General features: G+C 70.9%; 24 protein-coding genes. 4 read left to right on the plus strand and 20 right to left on the minus strand.

Translation table 11 applies throughout. The annotated features are described in order from the left end of the window. Window positions 1-67: 67 nt before the first annotated feature. The 4 genes from AC3RX0_RS08445 to AC3RX0_RS08460 all read right to left on the minus strand — a co-directional run bounded on the left by AC3RX0_RS08445 (window position 68) and on the right by AC3RX0_RS08460 (window position 4540). Entirely contained in the window at window positions 68-979 is a 912-nt protein-coding gene (locus tag AC3RX0_RS08445) for an HAD family hydrolase (RefSeq protein WP_491505536.1), read from the minus strand. A 4-nt stretch (window positions 980-983) separates the two neighbouring features. Continuing rightward, window positions 984-2372 carry a glycine--tRNA ligase gene (locus AC3RX0_RS08450; RefSeq protein ID WP_491505537.1) on the minus strand — a complete coding sequence of 463 codons (1389 nt, stop codon included), beginning with the start codon at window positions 2370-2372 and terminating at the stop codon, window positions 984-986. Window positions 2373-2465: 93 nt separating this feature from the next. Then, window positions 2466-2885 (minus strand): DUF4870 domain-containing protein, encoded by a 420-nt coding sequence (locus tag AC3RX0_RS08455; RefSeq protein ID WP_491505538.1) that lies wholly within the window; start codon window positions 2883-2885, stop codon window positions 2466-2468. A gap of 326 nt (window positions 2886-3211) precedes the next feature. Further along, entirely contained in the window at window positions 3212-4540 is a 1329-nt protein-coding gene (locus AC3RX0_RS08460; protein WP_491505539.1) for an alpha-hydroxy-acid oxidizing protein, read from the minus strand. A 51-nt stretch (window positions 4541-4591) separates the two neighbouring features. On the opposite strand from AC3RX0_RS08460, the gene AC3RX0_RS08465 reads away from it, so the two are divergent. Continuing rightward, complete coding sequence (locus tag AC3RX0_RS08465) at window positions 4592-5212, plus strand: class I SAM-dependent methyltransferase (protein ID WP_491505540.1); 621 nt, start codon at window positions 4592-4594, stop codon at window positions 5210-5212. A gap of 97 nt (window positions 5213-5309) precedes the next feature. Here the strand turns inward: AC3RX0_RS08465 and menC are convergent, their stop codons facing one another. The 3 genes from menC to AC3RX0_RS08480 form a co-directional block, all read right to left on the minus strand. Then, on the minus strand, window positions 5310-6443 hold the full coding sequence (menC, locus tag AC3RX0_RS08470; protein ID WP_491505541.1) for an o-succinylbenzoate synthase: 1134 nt from the start codon (window positions 6441-6443) through the stop codon (window positions 5310-5312). 80 nt (window positions 6444-6523) lie between these two features. Continuing rightward, complete coding sequence (locus AC3RX0_RS08475; RefSeq protein WP_491505542.1) at window positions 6524-7606, minus strand: ScyD/ScyE family protein; 1083 nt, start codon at window positions 7604-7606, stop codon at window positions 6524-6526. 182 nt (window positions 7607-7788) lie between these two features. Beyond that, window positions 7789-8493, minus strand: coding sequence for a GNAT family N-acetyltransferase (locus AC3RX0_RS08480; RefSeq protein WP_491505543.1), 705 nt, complete (start codon window positions 8491-8493; stop codon window positions 7789-7791). Window positions 8494-8592: 99 nt separating this feature from the next. Between AC3RX0_RS08480 and AC3RX0_RS08485 the strand changes: the two genes are divergently transcribed. Next, entirely contained in the window at window positions 8593-10062 is a 1470-nt protein-coding gene (locus AC3RX0_RS08485) for a peptide MFS transporter (RefSeq protein WP_491505544.1), read from the plus strand. Between the two features lie 16 nt (window positions 10063-10078). Here AC3RX0_RS08485 and AC3RX0_RS08490 read toward each other — a convergent pair whose 3' ends face one another. The 12 genes from AC3RX0_RS08490 to AC3RX0_RS08545 all read right to left on the minus strand — a co-directional run bounded on the left by AC3RX0_RS08490 (window position 10079) and on the right by AC3RX0_RS08545 (window position 21555). Next, window positions 10079-11299, minus strand: coding sequence for an MFS transporter (locus tag AC3RX0_RS08490; RefSeq protein WP_491505545.1), 1221 nt, complete (start codon window positions 11297-11299; stop codon window positions 10079-10081). A 199-nt stretch (window positions 11300-11498) separates the two neighbouring features. After that, on the minus strand, window positions 11499-12674 hold the full coding sequence (locus AC3RX0_RS08495; RefSeq protein ID WP_491505546.1) for a thiolase family protein: 1176 nt from the start codon (window positions 12672-12674) through the stop codon (window positions 11499-11501). Between the two features lie 48 nt (window positions 12675-12722). After that, window positions 12723-13370 (minus strand): 3-oxoacid CoA-transferase subunit B, encoded by a 648-nt coding sequence (locus tag AC3RX0_RS08500; protein ID WP_491505547.1) that lies wholly within the window; start codon window positions 13368-13370, stop codon window positions 12723-12725. Beyond that, a complete protein-coding gene (locus tag AC3RX0_RS08505; RefSeq protein WP_491505548.1) occupies window positions 13367-14128 on the minus strand; it encodes a 3-oxoacid CoA-transferase subunit A in 762 nt (253 codons plus the stop codon). The genes AC3RX0_RS08500 and AC3RX0_RS08505 overlap by 4 nt, the downstream gene beginning before the upstream one ends. Beyond that, window positions 14125-14559 carry a 4-carboxymuconolactone decarboxylase gene (gene pcaC, locus AC3RX0_RS08510; protein ID WP_491505549.1) on the minus strand — a complete coding sequence of 145 codons (435 nt, stop codon included), beginning with the start codon at window positions 14557-14559 and terminating at the stop codon, window positions 14125-14127. Before pcaC ends, AC3RX0_RS08505 begins: the two co-directional genes overlap by 4 nt. Window positions 14560-14662: 103 nt before the next feature. Then, window positions 14663-15466, minus strand: coding sequence for an alpha/beta fold hydrolase (locus AC3RX0_RS08515; protein WP_491505550.1), 804 nt, complete (start codon window positions 15464-15466; stop codon window positions 14663-14665). Then, a complete protein-coding gene (locus AC3RX0_RS08520; RefSeq protein ID WP_491505551.1) occupies window positions 15463-16815 on the minus strand; it encodes a lyase family protein in 1353 nt (450 codons plus the stop codon). The genes AC3RX0_RS08515 and AC3RX0_RS08520 overlap by 4 nt, the downstream gene beginning before the upstream one ends. 28 nt (window positions 16816-16843) lie before the next feature. Beyond that, on the minus strand, window positions 16844-17401 hold the full coding sequence (gene pcaG, locus AC3RX0_RS08525) for a protocatechuate 3,4-dioxygenase subunit alpha (RefSeq protein WP_491505552.1): 558 nt from the start codon (window positions 17399-17401) through the stop codon (window positions 16844-16846). Next, window positions 17401-18270, minus strand: coding sequence for a protocatechuate 3,4-dioxygenase subunit beta (pcaH, locus tag AC3RX0_RS08530; RefSeq protein WP_491505553.1), 870 nt, complete (start codon window positions 18268-18270; stop codon window positions 17401-17403). The genes pcaG and pcaH overlap by 1 nt, the downstream gene beginning before the upstream one ends. Before the next feature lie 123 nt (window positions 18271-18393). Further along, a complete protein-coding gene (locus AC3RX0_RS08535) occupies window positions 18394-19149 on the minus strand; it encodes an IclR family transcriptional regulator (protein ID WP_491505554.1) in 756 nt (251 codons plus the stop codon). A gap of 21 nt (window positions 19150-19170) precedes the next feature. Then, window positions 19171-19617, minus strand: a complete 447-nt coding sequence (locus AC3RX0_RS08540) for a MarR family winged helix-turn-helix transcriptional regulator (protein WP_491505555.1) — start codon at window positions 19615-19617, stop codon at window positions 19171-19173. Window positions 19618-19632: 15 nt separating this feature from the next. After that, window positions 19633-21555 carry an FAD-dependent monooxygenase gene (locus AC3RX0_RS08545; RefSeq protein ID WP_491505556.1) on the minus strand — a complete coding sequence of 641 codons (1923 nt, stop codon included), beginning with the start codon at window positions 21553-21555 and terminating at the stop codon, window positions 19633-19635. Window positions 21556-21633: 78 nt separating this feature from the next. On the opposite strand from AC3RX0_RS08545, the gene AC3RX0_RS08550 reads away from it, so the two are divergent. Together AC3RX0_RS08550 and AC3RX0_RS08555 are read left to right on the plus strand one after the other, a co-directional pair. After that, the gene (locus AC3RX0_RS08550) at window positions 21634-22377 is read left to right on the plus strand and encodes an IclR family transcriptional regulator (protein ID WP_491505557.1); all 744 of its coding nucleotides are present in this window, start codon (window positions 21634-21636) and stop codon (window positions 22375-22377) included. A gap of 307 nt (window positions 22378-22684) precedes the next feature. After that, complete coding sequence (locus AC3RX0_RS08555; RefSeq protein ID WP_491505558.1) at window positions 22685-23866, plus strand: 4-hydroxybenzoate 3-monooxygenase; 1182 nt, start codon at window positions 22685-22687, stop codon at window positions 23864-23866. Window positions 23867-23925: 59 nt separating this feature from the next. On the opposite strand, the gene AC3RX0_RS08560 is transcribed toward AC3RX0_RS08555, so the two are convergent. Further along, window positions 23926-24399: a MarR family winged helix-turn-helix transcriptional regulator gene (locus AC3RX0_RS08560; RefSeq protein WP_491505559.1), complete on the minus strand. Its 474-nt coding sequence runs from the start codon at window positions 24397-24399 to the stop codon at window positions 23926-23928. Window positions 24400-24496: the final 97 nt, after the last annotated feature.

Below are 24496 nucleotides of genomic sequence, written 5' to 3' on the forward strand. Positions count from 1 at the left end.
CGCTTTGCCAAACCGCTTTGACACAGCATAGGCCCGCATGCCGGAACGCACAAGAGGTCGGCGAAGATCAGTTCCGCCGGCGCATCCCCCTCATGCCCGACACCACGCTCCGCGGCCCTCCGGCCCCGGCGGCACGGTCGACCGCGGCGTGCTCCGCGAGCCACTCGGCGACGCCGTCGTCGTCGTTCGACCTGATCGTTCGCGTCGCGAGCGACCGCAGCTCGGGGACGGCGTTCGCCACCGCGCAGGTCTCGTCGGCGACACGGAACAGAGGGATGTCGTTGACGTTGTCACCGAACGCGACCATGCGCCCGGCGCCCAGATCGTCCGCGAGCCGCTTCGCGGCGCGCGCCTTCGTCCCGTCTGCCGCATGGATCTCGAGCCAGTCCTCGCGGGTGTAGCCGTCCACGGACAGGAAGTGGGCGCAGCCGGCCAGCTCGCCGGCCAGCCCGCGGACGAACTCGTCGAGGCGCTCGCGGGGCGCGATCATAGTGACGTAGAACACTGTTGCGGGGTCCATCTCGTCCCACGACAGGATCGATGCCAGGCGCGGATCTCCCGCTCTGCGCCCGACGAACGACCGGACGCCCGGCGAGCCGGAGGCTCCGTCCCAGCGGATCCGATCACGGCCACCGTCCATCGTGAAGACGATCGGCTCGACGGCGAGTTCCCGCGCCGCCGCGAGGATGACGCCCACGACGGTCGGCGTCATCAGCGCGACCCGAAGCGGCGTTCCGTCGTGCGGGTCGGCCGTGACCGTCCCGCCGTATGTCACGACGGGCAGGACGAGGTCGAGCGCGCGCGTCACGCGCCGCGACGAGCGGACGGAGCGGGCCGTGGCGTACGTGAATGCGACCCCGTCGGCGATCAGCGCATTGATCGTGCCGGCGGCACCGGGGCTGAGTGTCCCGTCACTGCGCAGGAGCGTGAAGTCGAGATCGCTGACGAACAGCGTCCCACCCGACCCCGCCAGGCCCACCGGCCTACGCGCCCTTGAGCCGCTCGGCCAGGTACTGCTCGACGCCGGCGACCGGAACCCGCTCCTGGGCCATGGTGTCGCGGTCGCGCACGGTCACGGCATCGTCGTCCAGCGAGTCGAAGTCGACCGTCACGCACAGCGGCGTGCCGATCTCGTCCTGCCGGCGGTAGCGGCGGCCGATCGCGCCGGCGTCGTCGAAGTCGGTGTTCCAGCCGCGGCCGCGCAGCTTGTCGGCGAGGTCGCGGGCCAGCGGCGACAGCCGCTCGTTGCGCGAAAGCGGCAGCACCGCGACCTTCACCGGCGCAAGCCTCGGGTCCAGGCCCAGCACGGTGCGGGTGTCGGTGCCGCCCTTCGCGTTCGGCGCCTGCTCTTCGCGGTACGCGTCGACGAGGAACGCCATCATCGCGCGGGTGAGCCCGAACGACGGCTCGATCACGTAGGGGATGTACTTCTGGCCCGATGCCTGATCGAAGTACGAGAGCGACTGGCCCGAGGCATCCGAGTGCGAAGACAGGTCGAAGTCGGTGCGGTTGGCGATGCCCATGAGCTCGCCCCACTCCTTGCCGGCGAAGCCGAAGCGATACTCGAGGTCGATCGTGCCGTCCGAATAGTGGGCGCGATCCTCTTTCGGCACGTCGAGCCGGCGCATGTTGTCGGCGTCCAGGCCCAGGTCGACGAACCAGTCCCAGCACTCCTCGACCCAGTGCTCGAACCACTCCTGGGCGTCTGCCGGCGGAACGAAGTACTCGATCTCCATCTGCTCGAACTCGCGGGTGCGGAAGATGAAGTTGCCCGGCGTGATCTCGTTGCGGAACGCCTTGCCCACCTGGCCCACGCCGAACGGCGGCTTCTTGCGCGATGCCTGCACGACGTTGGCGAAGTTGATGAAGATGCCCTGCGCGGTCTCGGGCCGCAGGAAGTGCAGGCCCGACTCGTCGTCCACGACGCCCAGGTAGGTCTTCATCAGGCCCGAGAACGACTTCGGCTCGGTGTACTGGCCTTTCGTGCCGCAGTTCGGGCACGGCACCTCGGCCAACCCGTTCTCGGCCTTGCGGCCCTTGCGCGCCTCGAAGTCCTCGATCAGGGTGTCGGCGCGGAATCGCTTGTGACAGTGCAGGCACTCCACGAGCGGGTCGGTGAACGTGGCGACGTGGCCGGATGCCTCCCACACGCGCTTGGGCAGCACCACCGACGAGTCCAGGCCCACCATGTCGCCGCGGCCGCGCACGAACGTCTGCCACCACTGGCGGCGGATGTTCTCCTTCAGCTCCGTGCCGAGGGGGCCGTAGTCCCATGCCGAACGAGAGCCGCCGTAGATCTCACCGGCCTGGAACACGAACCCGCGGTGGCGGGCGAGGGCGATGACTTTGTCGAGGCGGGAGGGCTCGGCCACGGTGGCTCCAATGGTCGCAGAAAGAGAAAGGAGGATGCCGCGAGTCGCGGCATCCTCGATTCTATCGGCGGGGCGCTGCCGGCCCCGTCGGGCTCACTTGATGAACGGGATGGTCATCGGGTACGTGTACCACTCGCCCCGGTTGGCCTTCACCGCGGCGATGATCGAGAACACGATGCTCAGCACCCAGACCGCGAAGATCAGGATGCCGAGGATGCCGAACGTCACGACGGTGAGGATCACCGACACGACGTACGCGATGATCAGCGTGATCTGGAAGTTCAGCGCGGTCTTCGTGTGCGCGTTGATGAACGGCCCGCGGTCCTTGAGGACGAGGTAGCCGATCAGAGCGGGCAGGAACTCGAAGAAGATGCCGCCGATGTGCACGAGCGTCGCCCAGAGCTTCTCGTCGGCGGGGTTGAGGGGCTGCTGCGGGGCCTGGCCGTAGCCGCCCGGCGGGGGCCCCGGAGGCTGCTGCGGCGGCTGCTGCGGAGGAACCGGAGGTGTGGTCATGCCGCCCAGCCTAGGGGTTTGCTGTGCGGGTGCGCTACGGGGTTATCCCCCTTCTGGTCGTTGAGCGAGGCCGCGCGCAGCGGGCGCCGAATGTCGGCGTTGGCCTCGAGGCCCTGCCGCCGGTGCGCAAGGCGATCGGCAGCGGGTCCGACACGAAGACGATCACGCTCACGGTCGGAACGCTCACGACGGAGGTGACGGTTCCGCAAGGGTCGTCGATCCTCATGCTGTGCAACCTCAGCGCGCCGGAGTCGTACTTCCAGGCGGCGTTCCGGGTGCAGTCGCCGTGGGTGATCCGCACTCCCGTATCGACCCGCTGCGCTCGCTCAACGATCGACCGGGACCTCGCGCAGCGCGCTGCGGTCGAGATCGGCCACCGAGGTGAGCCCCGCCAGCCCGAGCGTGATGTCGAGCTCGGCGAGTACGTGCCGGATCACCGCGGCCACGCCTTCCTCCCCCGCAACCGCAAGCCCGTATGCGTACGGCCTGCCGAGCGCGACGACGGTCGCGCCCAGCGCGAGGGCGAGCGCCACGTCGGCACCCGAGCGCACGCCCGAGTCGAACACGATCGGCACTCGACCGGCCACCCGGTCGGCGATGGTCGGCAGCACCTCGAGCGTCGGCACCGAGCGGTCGATCTGGCGGCCACCGTGGTTGGAGATCCAGATGCCGTCGGCTCCGGCATCCAACGCCCTGAGGGCGTCATCGGGGTGCACGATGCCCTTCAGAATGATCGGCAGCCGTGTCCACTCGCGGGCACGCGCGAGGTCGACCCAAGTGAGCGCCGGCGTCGAGAACACGTCGAGGAACGTCTCGACCGCCGCGCGCGGCAGCGGTGAGCGCAGGCTCTCGCGCAGTCCCGCGCCTGTGATCGCAGCGCCCTTCCGAGCGATCGACACCCCGGCGGCGATCGTCTTCGGCGTGATCCGCACGGATGGCGCTGGCACGCTCGATGCCGCGCGCTCCCGCACCAACCGGGCGAAGACCGGGTCACTCGTGTACTGCGCGATGCCGAGCCCACGAGTGAACGGCAGGTACCCGAGATCGAGGTCACGCGTGCGCCACCCGAGCAGGTGCGTGTCGAGCGTGATCACGACCGCCTCGCAGCCGGCCTGCTCCGCACGCCGCAGCAGCGACGCGTTCAGCTCGTCGGAGTTCGACCAGTAGAGCTGGAACATCCGGGAGCCGGCGGGCGCAGCATCCACCACCTGCTCCATCGCGACGGATGCCTGATTGCTCAGCACGCAGGGAAGACCGAGGGATGCCGCGGCCCGCGCCACGGCGATGTCGGCGTCGCGATGAACCAGCTCCATGACGCCGAGCGGTGCCAGAAGCAGAGGCGTCGGCCGCGTCGCGCCGAGGAACGACACCGACAGGTCGCGCTCTGACACGTCGCGCAACGGCCTCGGCCACACCTGCCAGCGGTTGAACGCCGCGCGGTTCGCGGCCATGGTGCGCTCGCAGCCCGCTCCCCCGGCGACGTACGCGAACGCCTCGGCGCTGAGCGCTTTGCGCGCCGCACGCTCGAGAAGCGCGGGATGAACCGGAACCGGCGGCTTCGCCCCGCTGATGCCGGCGCGGTAGATGTCGGACTGCACCCGCCGCGAAACACCGCGCACGGCGGCCGCCGGGTCTTCGGGGGCGACGCTGCTCATGTGGGTCAGCCTAGGGCGGGTCACCGTGCGGCCGTGCTGCAGACTGGGGGCATGCCGAGTCCCCCGATGATCGACGACGACGCGCTGGACGACCTCGAGCGCGAGTTCATGGGCCGTGCGCGTGGGCGCGTGCTCGAGCTGGGCGCCGGGCGCGGCGAGAACTTCGGAGCGTTCCGTCCCGACATCGCATGGCAGGGCCTTGAGCCCGACGCCGAGCGGCGCGAAGAACTCGGCCGCCGTGCACGGGAATGGAGCCATGACGCCAGACCGCTCGATGCCGTCGCCGAGCGCGTGCCGCTGGCCGCGGCATCCATCGACACCGTCGTCGCAACGTACGTGCTGTGCACCGTCGAAGACGTCGCAGCCGTCCTGGCGGAGGCGCGCCGCGTGCTGGTTCCGGGCGGTCGGATGCTGCTGGTCGAGCACATCCTCGCGCCGCACAGCGCCACGATGCGCACTCTGCAGCGCATCGCGACGCCTTTCACCGTGCGCTGGTGCGGCGGCTGCCATCAGGATCGCGACCCGCTGCCTGCGCTGCGCGCCGCCGGGTTCGCCGACGTCGACGTGCAGCACCGCCGCGTGCACGATCGGCCGTTGCCGCCGGAGTCGATTCTGCTGTACGAGGGGGTCGCACCGGGGGCCACCAGGTCTCACAGAGTTCGGAAGATCTGACCGACCTCGGATGATTCCGCCGAAATCGTCCGCGATTCGCGCGATGCTCCGAAGCCTGTGAGTGCGCCGACTCGCGCAGCGCGACCGCGACGTCGCGTCAGCGGCGCAGGTGGACGCGCTCGACAGTGACGTCGTCGAGGGCCAGCGGGTCGATGTCCACGCCCAGGCCCGGACCGGTCGGCACCGTGATGTGCCCGTCGACGAGCTCGGCGGGCTCGGTCACGATGTCGCGGGTGTAGAACCGGCTCGACGCCGATACGTCGCCGGGCAGAGTGAAACCCGGCAGCGCGGCCAGAGCAGCGTTCGCGGCACGGCCGATGCCGGTCTCGAGCATGCCGCCGCACCACACCGGCACACCGGCATCCCGGCACAGATCGTGGATGCGCACGGCCTCGAGGTATCCGCCGACCCGTCCTGCCTTGATGTTGACGATGGATGCCGCGCCCAGCGCGAGCGCGTCGGCGGCGGCCTTGGCCGAGACGATCGACTCGTCCAGGCACACCGGGGTGCGCAGGCGCGCGGCCAGGGTCGCGTGGTCGACGATGTCGTCCTCCTGCAGCGGCTGTTCGATCAGCAGCAGGTCGAACCGGTCGAGCTCGGCGAGCACATCGGTGTCGTCGAGGGTATAGGCGGAGTTCGCGTCGACCTGCAGCGGGATCGCGCCGAACGCGTCCCGCACCGCGGCCGTCTCGGCGATGTCTCGGCCGGGCTTGATCTTGATCTTGATGCGCACGTAGCCCTGGTCGAGGTAGCCGCGCACGACCTCGACGAGCGCAGCCGGGTCGCGCTGGATGCCCACCGACACCCCCGACGGCACCCGGTCGTGCACCGCGCCGAGGTACTCGCCGAGCGGGCGACCCTCGGCGCGCAGCGCGGCATCCAGCACCGCCAGCTCGAGCCCGGCTTTGGCCATGCGGTGCCCGACGAACGGCGCGAGCACGCCTGCTACCTCTTCGGGCGCGAGCGGCCCGTGGTCCAGCAGCGCCGGGATCAGGAACCGCTGCGCCACGTCCCACGCCCCCTGCGTGTACTCGCTGGAGTAGAGCGGCGAGGCCGAGGTCACCATCTCGCCCCAGCCGTCGCCGTCCGCCGTCAGCGCCCGCACGATGATCGCCTCACGCACCCTCTCGGTGCCGAACGACGTCGTGAACGGCGACACGAGCGGCAGGTGCACGACGCGCAGCTCGAACCCGTCGAGGGCGATGGATGCGGCGGCTCGAGCGATGGGCATGACGAAAGGCTACGCCCCGGCAAGGAAGCATCCCGGCCACCCTGCCGGCGACCGGGATGCTCCACTTCCGTGCGAGTGCTTCAGCCCACGCCGTTGTACCTCACGATCGAGCCCGGCCCGGTCTCGCCGACCATCGTCGCCGCGTACAGGGCGCCGTGGCCGTCGGTCTCGAGCGAGAGCACGCCCGGCAGCTCGGCGAACGTCGAGGTCACGCCGTGCGAGATGCGCTTGATCGCGCCGCCGAACAGCTCGGCCACGTAGACGTCGCCGCTCGGGGTGACTGCGAGGTTCGTCGCACCGGCGAACCCGGTCGCGACGAGCGTCGCCTTGCCCGAACGTGCGTCGACGCGATAGACCGAGCCACGCGCGCCGGCCGAGGGGTCCTCGGGCCCGCCGGGCAGCGTCGTCACGTAGAGCGCACCGTCGGGACCGACCTCGACGTCGGTGGGCACGGGCTCGAAACCGTACACCTGGCCGACCGCGCAGTCGGGCATGCCCGCCTCGGCGACCATGCCGGCCGTGACCCGGGCGTTCTGCACCGGGAACACCGTGAGCGTGCTGATGCGCCCGGCGCCGTCGATCCGCCACAGGACGTTCGCACCGGCGTCGGCGACGATCCAGTCACTGCCGTAGGCGGTGACCGAGTAGGCGTGCGAGTCGACGCCGCCCTTGTACGACGCGGGCTGACCGGCGGCCTTCATCGCATCGCGCAGGCACTTGCTCGGCGTGTTGAACCCGTAGGTGTGCGACTTGTCGGGGTTGTACTTCGCCTCGTACGCCGTCAGGTCGACGTACGTCTCGGTGCCGTCGGACGTGCGGATCGTCAGTCCGCTGGCCGTGTTCTCGAACGTCTCCTCGTTCGAGACCGTGGTGGTGTACGCGACGGTCTTGCCGTCCTGCGACACCGCGACCCCTGCCGCTCCCGGGCGGTCGGTCAGCCACGGCGTGACCGTGCCGTCCGCAGCGACGGTCTCGATCATGTTCGTGAAGCCGTCGGCGACCAGCAGCTCGTCGCCGTGCACGGCCATGTTGAACGGCCCGAAGAACCCGAATGCGACCGGCGTCGGCGGCGGCGGTCCGTCATCCGCCGTGGCCGCCATCGGCACGGCCAGGGTCAGCCCGACGGCGGCGGTCGCCGCCAGGACGAGACGAGAAACACGCATAGGACTACCTCTTCCTCAACACGACCCGCGCGTGCGCGGGTGCCCCAGATGTCCCCAGGCGGCGACCCAGACTTCCCGCCGCACGAAGAGGGAATCGTCTTCGATGACGATCCGCCCATCTTGGCCCGGCGCGTGATCCGCGTCAATAGGCAGACGTGCGGAACCTGTGCGCCGATCCCGTCTCAGCGCGGCGCGACGAAGAGGTAACCGCGCTCGTCGTCGAATCCGCCGACGACCAGGCCTTCTGCCAGACGGGCGAGGAACGCGTCACGGACCCGGGTGCGCCAAGCCGCGGCATCCTGCGCCGATTGCGCCCGCACCTCCTCGATATCGACGGGCACCGCGACGGATGCCACGACCCGGTCGGCATCCGGCGTGGGCGCCGGGGGCGCGGCCAGTGCCCAGGTCACCAGCAGCCGGTCGGATGCGTCGCCGCGGTTGACGCCGTCGTCCATCGCGCCGTAGTGGTCGACGAGGTACTCGGTCACGCGGGCGCCCAGCACCCGCAGGTTGAAGTGCGCGTTGCGCGACACGAGCGGGTCGAACGTCCACGTGATCCGCCCCACGTCGTGGGCGAGCGCCCATTTGCGCTGGTGCTGCTTGAGCACACGGCCGAGCCCGAGGCTGCGGTACGCGGGCAGGATGCCGGTGATGTGCGAGTGCATGGACCGGGCGGCGGGTGCGGCGAAGAACGCGGCCGACGCGCCGATCATCCGGTCGCCGTCGAACAGGCCGACCGCATAGTTGCCGGAGTGGGCGAGGGCGCGCAGCAGGTTCGGCGGCATGCCGCTGTGGTCGCCGCCCCACACGTCGCTGAGCACGCGGGATGCCTCGAACACCCGCTCCACGGTGTCCAGCGGTTCGATCCGGATGTGCGACGCGTCCATCTGCCCAGTCTTCCACCGCGCGTGCGTCCGCTGTGCGTAGGTCCGCTGTGCGCGCGGGAACCTCCTGTGCACACGCGCCACCGCGGTTACCGTGGAGTGATGAGCACGCCGCAGAGGGACACCGTACACGGCAGCAGCGACACCCGCTTCTTCGGGCAGCCCTGGGCTCTTGCCCACCTGTTCGGGGTGGAGATGTGGGAGCGCTTCAGCTTCTACGGCATGCAGGGCATCCTGCTGATCTACCTGTACTACTCGGTCGCCAAGGGCGGGCTGGCCGTGCCCGAAGCGGTCGCCGGCGGGATCGTCGGCGCCTACGGCGGCGCGGTGTATCTGTCCACCATCCTCGGCGCATGGATTGCAGACCGGATGCTGGGGTCCGAGCGCGTGCTGTTCTACAGCGCGATCGTCATCATGTGCGGGCACATCGCGCTCGCGCTGCTGCCCGGGTTCGTCGGCGTCGGGGTGGGCCTGGTCCTGGTCGCGGTCGGATCGGGCGGACTGAAGGCCAATGCGACATCCGTGGTCGGCACGCTGTATGCGCCGGACGACACCCGCCGCGACGGCGGGTTCTCGCTCTTCTACCTGGGCATCAACCTGGGCGCGTTCTTCGGGCCGATCCTGACCGGGCTGCTGCAGTCCACGCTCGGCTTCCACTACGGCTTCGGCGCGGCCGCGGTCGGCATGGCGCTCGGGCTGCTGCAGTACTCGTTCGGGCGCAAGCAGCTGCCGGCCGAGGCGCATCACGTGCCCAACCCGCTTCCGCGGGGCCGCTACCTGCCCGCTGCGCTGATCGCGGCCGCCGCGATCGTGGTGATCGTGGTGCTGGTGCTCACAGGCGTCATCCGCGCCGAGAACCTGTCGCCGATCGTGATCTTCGTGACCCTGGTCGCGGCGGTCGCATACTTCGCCGTGATCCTGACCAGCCGGCGCATCGACGACACCGAGCGGGCGCGGGTGTGGGGCTTCCTGCCGCTGTTCATCACGAGCGTCGCGTTCTGGTCGCTGTACCAGCAGCAGTTCACGGTTCTCACCGTCTACTCCGACAAGCGCCTGGACCGCAGTCTGTTCGGCTGGGAGATGCCGGTCTCGTGGGTGCAGTCGATCAACCCGATCTTCATCATCGTGCTCTCGGGCATCTTCGCCGCGATCTGGACGAAGCTGGGCACCCGCCAGCCGTCGACACCGCTGAAGTTCGCACTCGGCGCGATCATCATGGGCGCCGCGTTCTGGCTGTTCCTGCCGTTCGCGAACGGCCCGGCCAACTCCACGCCGCTGCTGGCGATCGTCGGCATCCTGTTCGTGTTCACCGTCGCCGAGCTGTTCCTCTCGCCGATCGGGCTGTCGGTGGCCACCAAGCTCGCGCCCAAGGCGTTCCACACCCAGATGGTGGCGCTGTTCTTCCTGTCCGTGGCGCTGGGCACGGCGATCTCGGGCTGGCTCGTGCAGTTCTACGACCCGCGCGACGAAGTGCCGTACTTCGCGATCCTCGGTGCGATCGCCGTGGCCGTCGGCGTCGGGCTGACGCTGTCGGTCAAGCCGGTGCTGGCGATGATGAAGGGCGTGCGCTGACGCGTCGGTGCACTCGTCAGGCCTGCGCGGGCCGACTGGGGCGCGCGGGCCGCTGCAGCAGGCGGGTCACGCTCCAGCCGCCGATGCCGAACAGCACGACCGCGGCCAGCACGACCAGCAGCGGCAGCGTCCAGTCGCCGGTCGTCTCGCGAAGGGCGCCGAGGATGAGGGCGCCCGGGGCGGCGATCGCGTACCCGATGCCCTGGACGATGCCCGAGCGGCCGGCCGCGGTGTGCGCGTCGCCGGGGAACGCGTTGATCATGATGAACGCGACCGTGATGCCGGCACCCTGCGCGAGCCCGCCGATCGCGCACCACGCCAGCCACAGCTGGGGCGCGAACAGGAAGCCGAACGGGATCGTGAGCCAGCCGATGAACACCGCCACGACGCCGGCCCGGATCGACGCGCCGACCGTGAGGATCGGCAGCAGCAGGCCCCCGACGATCCCCGCCACCTGGAAGATCGAGGCGATCGCACCGGATGCCGTGCCGCCGAATCCCTGGTCGGCCAGGATCGTCGGCAGCCATGCGGTGATAGCGTAGAACGCGAACGCCTGGCCCGCGAACGCGACGGCGAGCAGCCACGTGCTGCGGCTGCCGAGCACCGAGCCGCCGCCCCCGCCCGAGGTACTGTGCACCGCGAACGGCGTGAACGTGCGCCGGATGCCGCGCAGCGGGATCCACGTGGCCAGCGCCGCGACGCCGAACACCACCCACACCAGCACCGCCCAGCGCCAGCCCGCCTGGGCGGCCAGCGGTGCGGTGGTGAGCGTGACGATCATCGTGCCACCGGTCAGCGACGACGTGTAGACGCCGGTCATCGCATGGGCGCGACGCTCGCTGAAGTCCCTGCCGATGATCATCGGCAGCACGACGTTGCCGATCGTGACGAACGCGCCGATCACGGCCGTGCCGATCAGCACCAGCACGATGCCGCCGAGCGACCGCAGGACGCTGCCGGCGATGATGCCGATCAGCGAGACGGTGAGAGCGACGTCTGCCCCCGCCCGGCGGATGATGCCGATCGCGAACGGAGCGAACACCGCGAAGCACAGCACGGGGATGGTGGTGAGCAGTCCGATCGTGCCCGCGCCCACGTCGAGGTCGGCGCCGATGACCCGGGCCACCGGCGCCACCGTGAGGATCGGCGCGCGCAGCAGCGCCGCCGACAGGACGATGACGACGGTGAGGACGGCCAGTCGGCTGGCGGTCGAAGCGTCTGGGCGTTGCGAAGTCACGAGGGGCAACACTATACCGCAATTCTGTATACCAAATTGACGCAAGCGTCAGGCCCGGATATGTCCACTCGCGCGACCGGCCTCAGCACGCCTCGCGACGACGAGCATCGCAGCGCGCGTGCGCACGGCGCCCACCGAGCGCTTGGTATACCAACTTCTTCGGAGGTGTGCCGAGGGCGTGGATGCCGCGCTCTCGCGGTCAGCGCTCCAGGACGACGGCCAGGCCCTGCCCGACGCCGATGCAGATCGCCGCGACCGCGACGCCGCTGCCGCGGCGGGCGAGCTCGTGCGCGGCGTGGCCGACGATGCGGCCGCCCGAAGCGCCCAGCGGGTGGCCGATCGCCAGCGCGCCGCCGTGGATGTTGACCTTCTCGGGGTCGAGCTCGGGCCACCCCTGGATGTCGGCGAGAGACTGCGACGCGAACGCCTCGTTCAGCTCGACGAAGTCCACCTCCGCCCATGTGCGGCCGGCGCGCGCGAGCGCCTTGTTGGCCGCCTCGATCGGCGCGAGCGGGAACACGTCGGGGTCGACGCCGTGCGCTCCGCGTCCGGTGATCCGCGCCAGCGGCTCGATGTCGAGCGTGCCTTCGGCCCCGAGCAGCACGGCCGAGGCGCCGTCGTTGATCGGCGAGGAGTTGCCGGCGGTCACCGACCCGTTCCCGTCGTCGGCGAACAGGGCGCGCAGCCCCGCGAGCTTCTGCATCGACGTGTCGTCGCGGATGCCCTCGTCGCGCGCCAGCTCGGCGCCGGGCACCTGCACGATCTCGCGGTCGTACACGCCGTGGGCCCAGGCATCCGCCGCCAGCCGGTGCGAGCGCAGCGCGAACGCATCCTGCTCTTCGCGGGTGAGGCCGAACATGCGGGCGACCTTCTCGGCCGACTGCCCGTTCGAGATGGTCCACTCCGGCGACAGCTTCGGGTTCACCATCCGCCAGCCGATCGACGTGTTCCACATCGTCGGGTTGCCGCCGGCGGGCCACGGCCGCGGCGACTTCTCGACGATGAACGGCGCACGGCTCATCGACTCGACGCCGCCGGCGAGCACGAGGTCGGTGTCGCCGGCCTCGATCGCGCGCGAGCCCTGCACGACGGCCTCGACCGACGAGGCGCACAGCCTGTTGACGGTCACACCGGTCACTGAGGTGGGGAACCCCGCCAGGAGGGCCGCCATGCGCGCCAGGTTGCGGTTGTCTTCCCCGGCCTGGTTCGCGTCGCCGAAGATCACGTCGTCGATCCGGGCCGGGTCCAGGCCCGTCCGCTCGATCGTCGCCTTCATCACGACCGCGGCCAGGTCGTCGGGGCGCACGCCCGCCAGGGCGCCGCCGGCGCGGCCGAAGGGGGTGCGCACCGCGTCGTAGATATAGGTGGCGGTCATGTCAGTCTCCTGGGGTGCGGTGGGTGCGTTTCGACTCGCTGTGCTCGCTCAACGAGCGGTGGCAGCGATCAGGGTCAGTCCGGTGAGTTCTTCCAGGCCGGCGATCGTGTTGTCGCCGAACGCCTCGCGCACGGCGAATCCGTCGGGTGTGACGTCGAAGATCGCGTGGTCGGTGTAGACGCGGGTGACGCATGCGACGCCGGTGAGCGGATAAGAACAGGATGCCACGAGCTTGGACTCCCCGCTCCGGGTGAGCAGGTCCGTCATGACGTACACGCTCTTCGCACCGATCGCGAGGTCCATCGCGCCGCCCACGGCGGGGATCGCCCCGGGCGCGCCCGTCGACCAGTTGGCGAGGTCCCCGGTCTGCGAGACCTGGAACGCGCCCAGCACGCACACGTCGAGGTGACCGCCGCGCATCATGCCGAACGAGTCGGCGTGGTGGAAGTACGCGGCACCGGGCAGGGCCGTCACCGCCTGCTTGCCGGCGTTGATCAGGTCGGGGTCGACGTGGCCGGCAGCCGGCGCGGGCCCCATGCCGAGCAGGCCGTTCTCGGTGTGCAGCACGATCTCCTGATCGGCGGGCAGGTAGTCGGCGACGAGGGTCGGGGCACCGATGCCGAGGTTCACGTACGAGCCCTCGGGGATGTCGGCGGCGATGCGCTGCGCCAGCTCGGCGCGGGTGATCGTGCTCATTGGTCCACCTCGTGGTCGGCTGCGGCATCCGGACTCGACGGACGACCCTCCAGGTCGACGCCGCCGACGAAGTCGCCGTCGCGCAGCCAGGGCCGCTCGCCGACGGCGACCACCCGGTCGACGAAGATCCCCGGCGTGACGACCGTCTCGGGGTCGAGTGCGCCGAGGGCGACCACGTCGTCCACCTGCACGATCGTGCAGGCTGCGGCCGATGCCATCACCGGACCGAAGTTGCGGGCGGTCTCGCGGTAGACGAGATTTCCCCAGCGGTCGGCGCGCAGGGCGCTGATCAGCGCCACATCGGCGTGGATCGGGTACTCCAGCACGTACGTGCGCCCGTCGATGTCGCGGTGCTCCTTGCCCTCGGCCAGCTGCGTGCCGACGCCCGTCGGCGAGAAGAACGCGCCGATGCCGGCGCCGGCGGCGCGAATTCGCTCGGCGAGGTTGCCCTGCGGCACGAGCTCGAGCTCGAGCTCGCCGGCGCGGTACAGGCGATCGAACACCCACGAGTCGTGCTGGCGCGGGAACGAGCAGATCACCTTGCGCACGCGCCCCTCGGCCAGCAGCGCCGCCAGGCCCACGTCGCCGTTGCCGGCGTTGTTGCTCACGATCGTGAGGTCGCCGGCGCCCTGGGCGATGAGTGCGTCGATGAGCTCGACGGGCTGACCGGCGCGGCCGAACCCGCCGACCATGACGGTCGCGCCGTCGCCGATGCCGGCGACGGCCGACGCGACGTCGGGCACGGTCTTGTCGATCACTCTTCCTCCTCGGCGGAATCCGCCCGGTCCGGCCCGGCCGCACCGGGCTCGTCGAAGACCTGCTGCGCGATGCGGAACGCGGTGTTGGCCGCGGGCACCCCGGAGTAGATCGCCGACTGCAGGATCACCTCGCCGATCTCGTCGACCGTCAGCCCGTTGCGCAGCCCGGCACGCAGGTGCATCGCGAGCTCGTCGTGGTGGCCATGGGCGATCAGCGACGTGATCACGGCGATCGAGCGCGACCGGCGATCCAGGCCCGGCCGCGACCACACGTCTCCCCACGCGACCCGGGTGATGAAGTCCTGGAAGTCCGCGGTCAGGGCGGTGGTCCTCGCGTTCGCACGGTCGACGTGCTCGTCCGAGAGCACCGCTCGGCGCACGGCCATGCCCTGGTCGTACCGCTCCTGGTCTGTGCGGCGTTCGGCTGTCATCGGTGGTACCTCGTGTTCTGTGCGGATGGGGGTGTCGTTTCGACTCGCTTCGCTCGCTCAACGACCAGGGATGCGCTCGCTCAACGGCCGGGGATGCGCTCGCTCATCGATCGGTGCGGGCTTCGCTCGCGGAGCGACCGGGGACGGCGAAGAAGTCGAGCAGCAGCCGGACGACGGCGTCCGGATCGTCCACGGGAGCCAGGTGTGAGGCATCCTCGATCCCTTCGGCGCGTCCGCACCGAACGCCGTCGGCGACCTCGCGCGCCGAGGCCTCGGGCGTGACGACATCATGGGCGCCCCAGACCGCGAGCACGGGAGCGGCGATCCCGCCGAGCCGCGCCCGCACATCGTGGCCGGCGAGCGCCTCGCAGCACAGCGCATAACTCTCGTCGTCGGCGTCCTGCAGTGCGTGCAGCAGGCGTCCGGACAGATCGGGATGCCGCGTCATGCTCTCGGGCGCGAACCAGCGCTGGGCCGAACCGACGATCAGCGACGACGTGCTCTGCGCGCGCACCTGCGCGGCGCGCTCGTGCCAGCCGGCGGGCGTGCCGATCACGGCCCCCGAGGCGAGCAGCGCCACCGCCTCGACGAGGTCGGGATGCCGCAGGGCAAGCTCGAGCCCGACCGCCCCGCCGAGCGACACCCCGGCATAGCGCACCCGGCGCGCGCCCAGCCGGGCGGCGAGGCCTGCGACGGCGTCGGCGAGGTCGGCGACGGTGAACGGCCCGGTGGCGGCCGGCGAAGCGCCGTGCCCCGGCAGGTCCCACGCGGCGACGCGGAACCGGGCGGTCAGCGATGGGATGACGGTCTCCCACAGGATCGTCGACGTGCCCAGCGACGGGCCGAGCAGCAGCAGCGGGGCGCCGGCGGATCCGACCGGTTCGGTGACGGCGAGGGCGGGGGTCATCCGTCTGCTCCTGACGGTTCGGGCGCGGCGGCCGGGGCGGCCTCGTCGACGAGTCTGCCGGCGAGGCCGGTGTAGGCGGCGGGGTCCAGCAGCGCGTCCACGTCGATGCCGGCCGCTTCGGGCAGGGCGCGCACGGCCTCGGCGAGCTGCGCGCGATCGGGGGCGCCCGCCACGAGGTCGGCCACCCGTTGGCGGCCGATGAGCGGCCCGAGCACGATCGACAGCCGCTCGGCGAGCATGCCCACACCGGCCGCGTTGCGCGCGACGGCGCCGGAGTCGACCCGCAGACCGCGCACGAGCTGCTCGGCATGGGCGCTGACGCCGAGGGCCAGGCGCAGCATTTCGCGCAACGTGGGCCACTCCGCGTGCCATGCGCCGTCCGGGCGTTCGTCGACGGCCAGACTCGCCGCCAGGTGCAGCGTTGCGCCCAGCTGCGGGGCGCGCAGGACGGCCGAGCGGATCAGCACCGACCGCACGGGATTGTGCTTCTGCGGCATGGCCGACGAACCGCCGCCCTCGCCCTCGGCCAGCTCGCCGATCTCGGTGCGGCTGAGGGTGGCGACGTCGGCGGCGATCACGCCGACGGCGTCGATCGTCTGCACGAGCGCGTCGCCGAGCTCGGTCACGGGCCACCGGCTGGTGTGCCACGGCGCGGCGGGAGCGGCCAGGCGCAGCTCCTGCGCGAACGCGGCGGGCAGGGCGGCCGCGGCATCCTCTCCCCCGATCTCGACGAACGATGCGAGGGTTCCGGTAGCACCGCCGAGCTGTGCCGGCAGCTCGGCGTCCTGCAGGCGCTGCATGGCACGGCGCACGCCGCGCAGCCAGGTCGCCGCGCGCAGACCGACCGTGGTCGGCACCGCCTGCTGGGTGAGCGTGCGGCCGGCGGCGACCTCGTCACGGCGGTCCCGGGCGAGGGCCCCGAGCGAGCACGCGACCTCTTCGAGCGAGAGGGCGATGCGGGTCAGCGCTCCGCGGGCGACGAACATCAGCGCGGTGTCGAGGATGTCCTGGCTGGTCGCCCCGCGGTGCACCCAGGCGCGCGCGTCGTCGGGCACGCGCTCGCGCAGCAGTGCCACCAGCGGGATCACGGGGTTGCCGCCGGCGGGGGATGCCTCGGCCAGCGCCTCGAGGTCGATGCCGTGATCGCGCACCCGCGCGCCGGGGCGACGCCACCCCAGGGCCTGCGAGACGGCCGCGGACGCGGCATCCGGAGCCACACCGACCGTGCGCCATGCGCGCACCAGCGCGGCCTCGGCGGTGACGAGCGCGTCCAGGACCGACGCGTCCGAGACGGCGTCGTCGTGCCCGACGGTCACCGGGGAGAGCAGCCCCGCATCCCATGGCGTCACAGAGTCCCCTTACCTCTTTTCGTCGATGCTACGAGAAGGCGAGGAACACGGTCTCGCGCTCACCCTGCAGGCGCAGGTCGTGGCGCAGCGACCCGTCGGGCAGCCGCGTCGCGATCAGCGTCGTGCGCTCCTCGGGGGCGAGGGCTGCCAGCAGCGGGTCCGCGGCGAGCGCGGCGTCGTCGTCGGGCAGGTAGATGCGCGTGTGCAGCTTGTCGGGAAGGCCGCGTGCGAACACGACCACCGCGAAGAACGGCGCCGCGCCGGGGGCCGCGCCGGGGTTGCGCGTCCAGAACTCGTAGCGGCCCTCGTCGGTGGTGAACGAGCGGCCGAACCCGGTGAAGGAGTGGTCGTCGCGGCGGAAGGCCCCGCGTGTCCGCGGCACGCTGCCGTCCGCGTCGGCGCCGAACACCTCGATCATCGCGTCGGGGATCGGCGCACCGGCGCCGTCGTACACGGTGCCGCCGAGCACGACCGCGCCGGGGCTGTGCGGGTGGGCGACCTCGTGCATCTTCGGGTACACGGTGCCGTACGCGTAGAACGGGCCGATCGTCTGACCGGGGGTGGGCGGCAGGGTCTTCTCGGGCATCAGTGCTCCCCCTCGGGCTCGGTCCAGGTGGCGTCGGGTCCGTCGATCACGATGTCCCAGCGGTAGGCCATCGAGAACTCGGGGACGGTCAGATCGTGGTCGTACGTCGAGATCAGGCGCTCGCGGTCGGCCTGGCGCCGGATCGAGTTGTAGATCGGGTCGAGCGCGAACAGCGGGTCCCCCGGGAAGTACATCTGCGTGATGATGCGCTGCGTGAACGCACTGCCGAACACGGAGAAGTGGATGTGCGCCGGCCGCCAGGCGTTCTGGTGGTTCTTCCAGGGGTACGGACCCGGTTTGATCGTCGTGAACAGGTACTCGCCGTCGTCGTTGGTGACCGTGCGGCCCGCGCCCGTGAAGTTCGGGTCCAGCGGGGCGGGATGCTGGTCGCGCTGGTGGATGTAGCGGCCGGCCGAATTCGCCTGCCAGATCTCGATCAGCTGGTTGCGCACGGGACGTCCCCACGAATCGAGCAGGCGGCCGCGCACCGTGATGCGCTCGCCCAGCGGCTCGCCGGAGTGCTGCAGGGTGAGGTCGGACTCGATCGCCGCGACGTCGCGCTGCCCGAACGCCGGCGAGAACAGCTCGATGGTCTCGGGGTCGACGAGCTTGGGGTTCTTCGTCGGGTGGCGCAGCAGGCTCGAGCGGTACGGCGGGAAGTCGTGCATCGTCAGCGGCAGCTTCTCGCCCGCGGCCTCGCGGCGCTCATACTCGGCGTGCAGGTCCTGGATCTCGCGGGTGATCGCCGACTGCGGCAGGAAGTCCTGTGAGGCGAGCAGCGACTCAGGGGCTGCGGCGGTCGAACCGCCCTGCTCGAGGACGACGGACGACGAGAAGGCCTCGGCTCCCGTGGGATCGGCATCGGTCATGGGTGTCTCCTTCGACGCGCCCTGTCAGCCATGAAGCAGCTGCGTCGCGGGCGTCACTGGAATCCAGAGTGACAGGGCGCGGCATCCACACCCGGATCGACTCTCACTCAATGAGAGTCTCACTCAGCGAGCGTTACGCAGATCGCGATGCAGGTCGCGTGCCGCCTGCACGACCAGCGGCGACAGCCGTCGCACGTCGGCCTGGTCCAGATGCACGACCACTCCCAGCGCGATCGGCGGCAGCCCCTGCACGTGCGCGACGGGGGCTGCCACTGAGATGTTGCCGAGCGTCATCTCCTCGCGGGTGGTCGCGTAGCCGCGCGCACGTGCGCGGACGATCTCGGCGCGCAGCACCACCGGGTCGGTGATCGACCTCGTGGTCTCGTGCTGCAGCGGCGTGCGCAGGTAGCGGTCCAGCCACTCGTCGTCGCGGGTGGAGAGCAGCGCCTTGCCCACGCCCGTCGTGTGCAGCGGTTGGCGCCCGCCCATGCGGCTGAGCGTGGGGATCGAGTCGCTGCCCGAGACCCGCCCGACGAACAGGGCGACGGATGCCTCGGGCCCGGGCCCGTCCAGCACCGCGAGGTGCACGTTCTCACCGGTGGCCTCGTACAGCCGGGCCATGTGCGGCAGGGCGGTCTCGCGCAGCCGCAGCGACAGCGGCGAGAGCTCGCCCAGCTCCCACAGGCGCGCGCCGATCGTGTACGCGTGCCCCGGGGCGCGGGCGAGCAGTCCCTCGGCGACCAGGTCGGCCAGCAGCCGGTACAGCGTCGAGTCCGGGATGCCGGTGCGCGCACCGATGCGGGCCGCGGTCGCCGCCGGCTCGTCCTCGGTGAAGCACGACAGCACGCTCATCGTGCGCGCGAGCATGCCCTCGGCCATCGTTCCTCCCCCCGCCCGAGGCTAGTCCGACGGACGGTCGAGCAGGAGCCGCAGGCCCCGGTGCAGACCGACGGCATCGCCGGGTGCCAGGTGGGCGGTCAGGCGGCGCTGCAGGTCTTCGACCAGCGGCGCGAGTCGGTGTCGTTCGACGGCGCCCGCCTCGGTGAGCGTGACCACGTTGCGCCGCGCGTCGTCGACCGACCGTCGCCGCTCGATCAGGCCGCGCCGCTGCATGCGTCCGACGAGGTCGGCGACGGTCGACCGGTCGAGGTCGACGTCGTCGCACAGCTCGCGCTGGCTGGCCTCGCCGCGACGCTCGAGCACGAGCAGGATGCTGTACTGCGCGCTCGTGGTCTCGGTCGACACGACGCGCGCCCACATCGCCAGGTGCAGCTGCTGCGCGCGGCGGATGAGGTTGCCGACGTGGTCCTGCGGGGCGGGCACGTCGTCGGCGAGAGTGGTGGCCACGGCATCCATCCTCGCCTACCGGAGTGCGGGCAGCGTGCGAACGGCCCCGGCCGGCAGCAGAATGCGGGAGAAGAAGTCGGTCACTTCCCCGCGCGCCGACAGCGGCAGCACGGTCGCGACGTACTGGTCGGGCCGCACGATCACGATGGCGCCGTCGTCGGCGATGCCGCGCAGGTCGAACACGTCGACGTCCGGGTCTGCGGCCCAGGCCTTCTCCCAGTCCTGCAGGCCGAGCCGTCCGGTGCGAGGCAGCAGGATCTCGGGCAGGTCCGTGGTGTCGATGTCGTGGCACGACCCGCGGAACACGCCGTGCACGTCGATCACGCTGTCGACGTCGGCGCCATCCGGTGTGAAGGCGCGGATCGGCGAGTCCGCGGCATCCATCAGCCAGAGCGCGAACGCGGGCAGTCCTGTGCCCGCGGCATCGGCGAAGGCGTACAGGCGCCAGCGCCCGTCGGCGAGATGCGTGTGGCCGAGCTGCCCGCGCCGGGCGTCGGCGACGCGCTGCACGGGTGCCGAGTGGAAGCGGGTGCCGATGGCGAATCCGGATGCCGCAGCCTGGTGTTCGCCGGTGCCGGTCAGTCTCGACGGCGTGTACATCGTCGCCAGGCCCGCCGTGTACCGGCCCTGGCGGGCGAACTCGGCCTGCATGTCCTCCGTGGCCACGCCCCCGCTCTCGGGGCGGGCGGGATCCAGCGCGGGCTGCGCGATGAACGCCGACCAGAACTTGTCGAACTCGATGAGGTCGTGGGCGACGGCCTGGCGCTCTTCCGAATAGCTGCGCAGTAGAGTGGCGTCGGAGCGGCCCTGCAGCACTGCGGCGAGCTTCCACCCCAGGTTGAAGGCGTCCTGCATCGACACGTTCATGCCCTGACCTGCCTTGGCGCTGTGCGTGTGGCAGGCGTCGCCTGTCAGGAACACCCGGGGCGTGCCGTCGCTTGCGGCGTCGTCGGGCAGGTCGTCGAACCGGTCGGCGAGGCGCTGGCCCACCTCGTACACGCTCGACCACGCGACCGAGCGCACGTCGATCTCGTACGGGTGCAGGATCGCGTTGGCGACGGCCGCGATCTGCTCGACGGTCGTCTGGCGGATGCCGGTGTCGCCGGCCGGGACGGCGCCGAGGTCGACGTAGCAGCGCACCATGTTGCCGCCCTCGCGGGGGATCATCAGCAGGCTCCCCTTGCCGGCGGATTGGATCACGTTCTTGGTGCGCCAGTCGGGGAAGTCGGTGACGGCGAGCACGTCCATCACGCCCCAGGCGTGGTTGGCGGTGTCGCCCTTGAGCTCGCGCCCCACCGCGCGGCGCACATTGCTGCGCGCGCCGTCGCAGCCGACGACGTACTTCGCACGCACCGTGAACTCCTCGCCGGCACGATCGCCCTCGGTGTGGCGCAGGGTCACGACCACCGGGTGCTCGCCCTCGTCGAGCGCGTACGTGACGAACTCGATGCCGTAGTCGGGCTCGAGCCGAGCCGCCGAGCGCGCCGCCCGCTCCAGCAGGAACTGCTGCATGCGCGCCTGGTTCACGATCACGTGCGGGAACTCGCTGAGACCGGGTGGCGTGTCTTGCACCCATCCGGTGCGCACGATGCGGGAGCGGTCGGTGGCCGACGGCCCCCAGAAGCGGACCTCATTCACCCAGTACGCCTCGCGCAGCAACTCCTCGGCGAGGCCGAACGCCTGGAACATCTCGACCGTGCGGCACGCGACCCCGTCGGCCTGCCCGACCTGCAGGGGGCCCCCGCGCCGCTCGACGATGCGCGTGTCGATGTCGGGGAACGCGGCGAGCTGCGCGGCGAGCACGGTGCCCGCGGGGCCGGTGCCGACGACGAGCACGTCGACGGTCCCGCCGATCTCGGCGGTGCGGGCCAGCGCCTCGGGTGCGGGCGGCAGCAGGTCGGGATCACCGGGCCGGTACCCGTCGCGGTAGAACTGCATGAGATCTCCTTCGATCGCATTCCCCAATAGTTGGGACCCCAACGATTGTAGCCTGATCAGCCGTGAGAGGGTAGCCCCATGGCGAACTCCCCCTCGGGCGACTCGGTCACCGAGCGGCTGCTGCGGGTGCTCGAGACGTTCACCCCGACGCGTACCGTGCAGACCGCGTCCGAGATCGGGCGCCGCGCCGGACTGCCGTCATCGACGGCGCACCGATTCATCGGCGAACTCATCGAGACGGGGCTGCTGGAGATCGATGAAGGCCGGCGGGTGCGGGTGGGCATGCGTCTGTGGGAGCTCGCCACCCGGTCGTCGGCCGCACTGCGCCTGCGGCAGGCGGCGATGCCGGCGATGGAGCGCGTGCAGGCTCAGATCGGCGAGCACACGCAACTGGCGATCCTCGAGCAGGATGAGGCGCTGTTCCTGGAGCGGCTGTCGAGTCCGGATGCCACCTCCAACGTGACCCGGATCGCCGGCCGGCTGCCGCTGCACGCCTCGAGTTCGGGCCTCGTGCTGCTGGCGTTCGGCCCGGCCGAGTTGCAGGAGCGCGTACTGGCCGGGCCTCTGGTCGCTCTCACGCGGGCGACGATCACCGACCCTGCCGCGCTGCGGCGCAAACTCACCGAGATCCGGCGGCTCGGTCACGTCGTCGCCCCCGGCTACATCGAAGATGTCGCCACAGGCCTGGCCGTGCCGGTGCGCTCCCGCGGCGACGTGGTGGCGGCGCTGTCGGTAATCGTCGCCCGCGAAGCGCCGGTGCGGCCCGGCCTGGACGCCCTGCATCGCGCAGCCCGCGACATCCAATCCCGGCTCGAGAGGTGAGCCCGCACCTCAGCCCGACCGGGTGCGCCCGCGCTGTACCCGCACCTCAGCCCTCGCTCTGCCCGCACCTCAGCCCTCGCTCGCCCGTGCCCGCACCTCAGCCCTCGCTTGGAGCGAGGAGATCTCACGAAACGAGGATCGAATACGCCCGTCGCATCCTCGTTTCGTTAGATCCCCTCGCCTGAAGCGAGGGTGGTCCATTCCGATTCTTGTTGAACGGGAATACGCGGCCGACCGCGCAAACCATCGGCCACAATGAACTCAGCCACCAGGGACTCAGCCACCACGAACGTCGAAGGAGACGCCCATGACCACCACCGTCCGCACCCGGGTCGCCATCGTGGGCGCGGGGCCTGCAGGGCTGCTGCTCGCGCAGCTGCTGCGCACCGCCGACATCGAGTCCGTTGTCATCGACAGCCGCTCGCGGGCAGACATCGAGCAGACGATCCGAGCGGGCATCCTCGAAGAGGGCACGGTCCAGGCACTCCTGGCCGCCGGCGTCGACACGCACGCACACCAGGTCGGGATGCGCCACGACGGCATCGAGCTGCGCTTCGACGGCGCCGGGCACCGCATCGACTTCGCCGACCTCGTGGGTCGCGGGGTCTGGCTCTACCCGCAGCACCTCGTGCTGCAGGACCTGCTGGCAACGCTCGTGCCGGCGGGGCAGGACATCCGGTTCGAGCTGACCGGTCAGCGGGTGGAGGACGTCGACGGCGACCGGCCGCGCGTGATCGCCACCGACGCCGACGGCAACGAGACCGAGATCATCGCCGAGGTGGTCATCGGCGCCGACGGTTCGCACTCGATCGTGCGCAAGGCCATGTCGGGCTCGCGCGCGGGCCTGTACCGGGAGTACCCGTTCGCGTGGTTCGGCATCCTGTGCGAGGCGCCGCCGAGCGCGCCCGAGCTGATCTACAGCAACTCGCCGAACGGGTTCGCCCTGATCAGCCAGCGCAGCGACACGGTGCAGCGGATGTACTTCCAGTGCGAACCCGACGTCGACCCCGACTCGTTCACGCAGGAGCAGCTGTGGGAGATCCTGCAGTCCCGCGTGCCGGGGACGACGCTGCACGAAGGGCCGATCTTCCAGCGCGACGTGCTGCAGTTCCGCAGCTTCGTCGCCCAGGAGCTGCGCCGCGGGCGGATCGCGCTGGTCGGTGACGCCGCGCACACGGTGCCGCCCACCGGCGCCAAGGGCATGAACCTCGCGATCGCCGACGTGCTGCTGCTGCACCGCGCGCTGGAGGCGTTCCTGCTCGGCAGCGACCCGCGGCTGCTCGACGACTACGAGCAGACGGCGCTGCACCGTATCTGGAAGGCGCAGAACTTCTCGTGGTGGATGACGAGTATGACGCACCGAATGCCGGACGCCTCCGACTTCGACCACATGCGGCAGCTGGGCGAGCTGCGGGCGGTGACCGATTCGCGCGCCGGGCGCACGTACCTCGCCGAGGCGTACACGGGGTGGCCGCTGATGCAGTCGTGACCACCGGCGCGATACTCCCCATCGGCCGTGCCCGTTTCGTTCTCGAGCGGCGCTGACCGCTACGGGTCGATCCGGGCGAGACGGCGCATGAACGATGTCAGCTGGGCGAGTTCCTCGTCGTCGAGCACCGAGAAGTGCTCGCGCTGGTGGGCGTGCACCTGCTCGTGTGCGCGCCCGTACGCTTCGCGACCGGTGTCCGTCGCCACCACGACCTTGACCCGACGATCGCGCGGATCGGGCTCCCGCCTCACCCAGCCGCGCTGCTGCAGGTCGTCGACGAGCGCCACGATCTGACTCGGGTCCAACCGCAGGAACTCGCTGAGCTCGCGCTGGTTCGGGCGCGTGTCGGCGGCGGCCAGCGCCAGCACGGAGTATGAGCGCACCTTCAGCTCGAGGTCCGCCAGGGACCGGTTCGCGCCCGCCAGCGACACGGCGTTCGCGCGCGCCAGCAGAAAGGCGAGGTCACCCCCCACCGAGGTCTGCCAGAACCGCAGCTCTGTGTCATCGAGCGCCTGCACAGCCGTGTGATCCATCGCGCCTCTCCTTCGGGTCGATTCTCGCAGAAGACAACCATTGACTTTTTCAATCATTTAGGTTTACATCGGATTCACGTACGACGCAAAGATGCAG

Source organism: Microbacterium sp. W1-4-2 (genome assembly GCF_058349885.2).

Coding starts and splice junctions, on each gene's coding strand:
- AC3RX0_RS08555 (WP_491505558.1), top strand. CDS start 22,685: ATGACCACCACCGTCCGCACCCGGGTCGCCATCGTGGGCGCGGGGCCT.
- pcaG (WP_491505552.1), bottom strand. CDS start 17,401: ATGCCCGAGAAGACCCTGCCGCCCACCCCCGGTCAGACGATCGGCCCG.
- AC3RX0_RS08535 (WP_491505554.1), bottom strand. CDS start 19,149: ATGGCCGAGGGCATGCTCGCGCGCACGATGAGCGTGCTGTCGTGCTTC.
- AC3RX0_RS08475 (WP_491505542.1), bottom strand. CDS start 7,606: ATGCGTGTTTCTCGTCTCGTCCTGGCGGCGACCGCCGCCGTCGGGCTG.
- AC3RX0_RS08480 (WP_491505543.1), bottom strand. CDS start 8,493: ATGGACGCGTCGCACATCCGGATCGAACCGCTGGACACCGTGGAGCGG.
- AC3RX0_RS08455 (WP_491505538.1), bottom strand. CDS start 2,885: ATGACCACACCTCCGGTTCCTCCGCAGCAGCCGCCGCAGCAGCCTCCG.
- pcaC (WP_491505549.1), bottom strand. CDS start 14,559: ATGACAGCCGAACGCCGCACAGACCAGGAGCGGTACGACCAGGGCATG.
- AC3RX0_RS08485 (WP_491505544.1), top strand. CDS start 8,593: ATGAGCACGCCGCAGAGGGACACCGTACACGGCAGCAGCGACACCCGC.
- AC3RX0_RS08495 (WP_491505546.1), bottom strand. CDS start 12,674: ATGACCGCCACCTATATCTACGACGCGGTGCGCACCCCCTTCGGCCGC.
- AC3RX0_RS08465 (WP_491505540.1), top strand. CDS start 4,592: ATGCCGAGTCCCCCGATGATCGACGACGACGCGCTGGACGACCTCGAG.
- AC3RX0_RS08545 (WP_491505556.1), bottom strand. CDS start 21,555: ATGCAGTTCTACCGCGACGGGTACCGGCCCGGTGATCCCGACCTGCTG.
- AC3RX0_RS08500 (WP_491505547.1), bottom strand. CDS start 13,370: ATGAGCACGATCACCCGCGCCGAGCTGGCGCAGCGCATCGCCGCCGAC.
- AC3RX0_RS08460 (WP_491505539.1), bottom strand. CDS start 4,540: ATGAGCAGCGTCGCCCCCGAAGACCCGGCGGCCGCCGTGCGCGGTGTT.
- menC (WP_491505541.1), bottom strand. CDS start 6,443: ATGCCCATCGCTCGAGCCGCCGCATCCATCGCCCTCGACGGGTTCGAG.
- pcaH (WP_491505553.1), bottom strand. CDS start 18,270: ATGACCGATGCCGATCCCACGGGAGCCGAGGCCTTCTCGTCGTCCGTC.
- AC3RX0_RS08515 (WP_491505550.1), bottom strand. CDS start 15,466: ATGACCCCCGCCCTCGCCGTCACCGAACCGGTCGGATCCGCCGGCGCC.
- AC3RX0_RS08550 (WP_491505557.1), top strand. CDS start 21,634: ATGGCGAACTCCCCCTCGGGCGACTCGGTCACCGAGCGGCTGCTGCGG.
- AC3RX0_RS08560 (WP_491505559.1), bottom strand. CDS start 24,399: ATGGATCACACGGCTGTGCAGGCGCTCGATGACACAGAGCTGCGGTTC.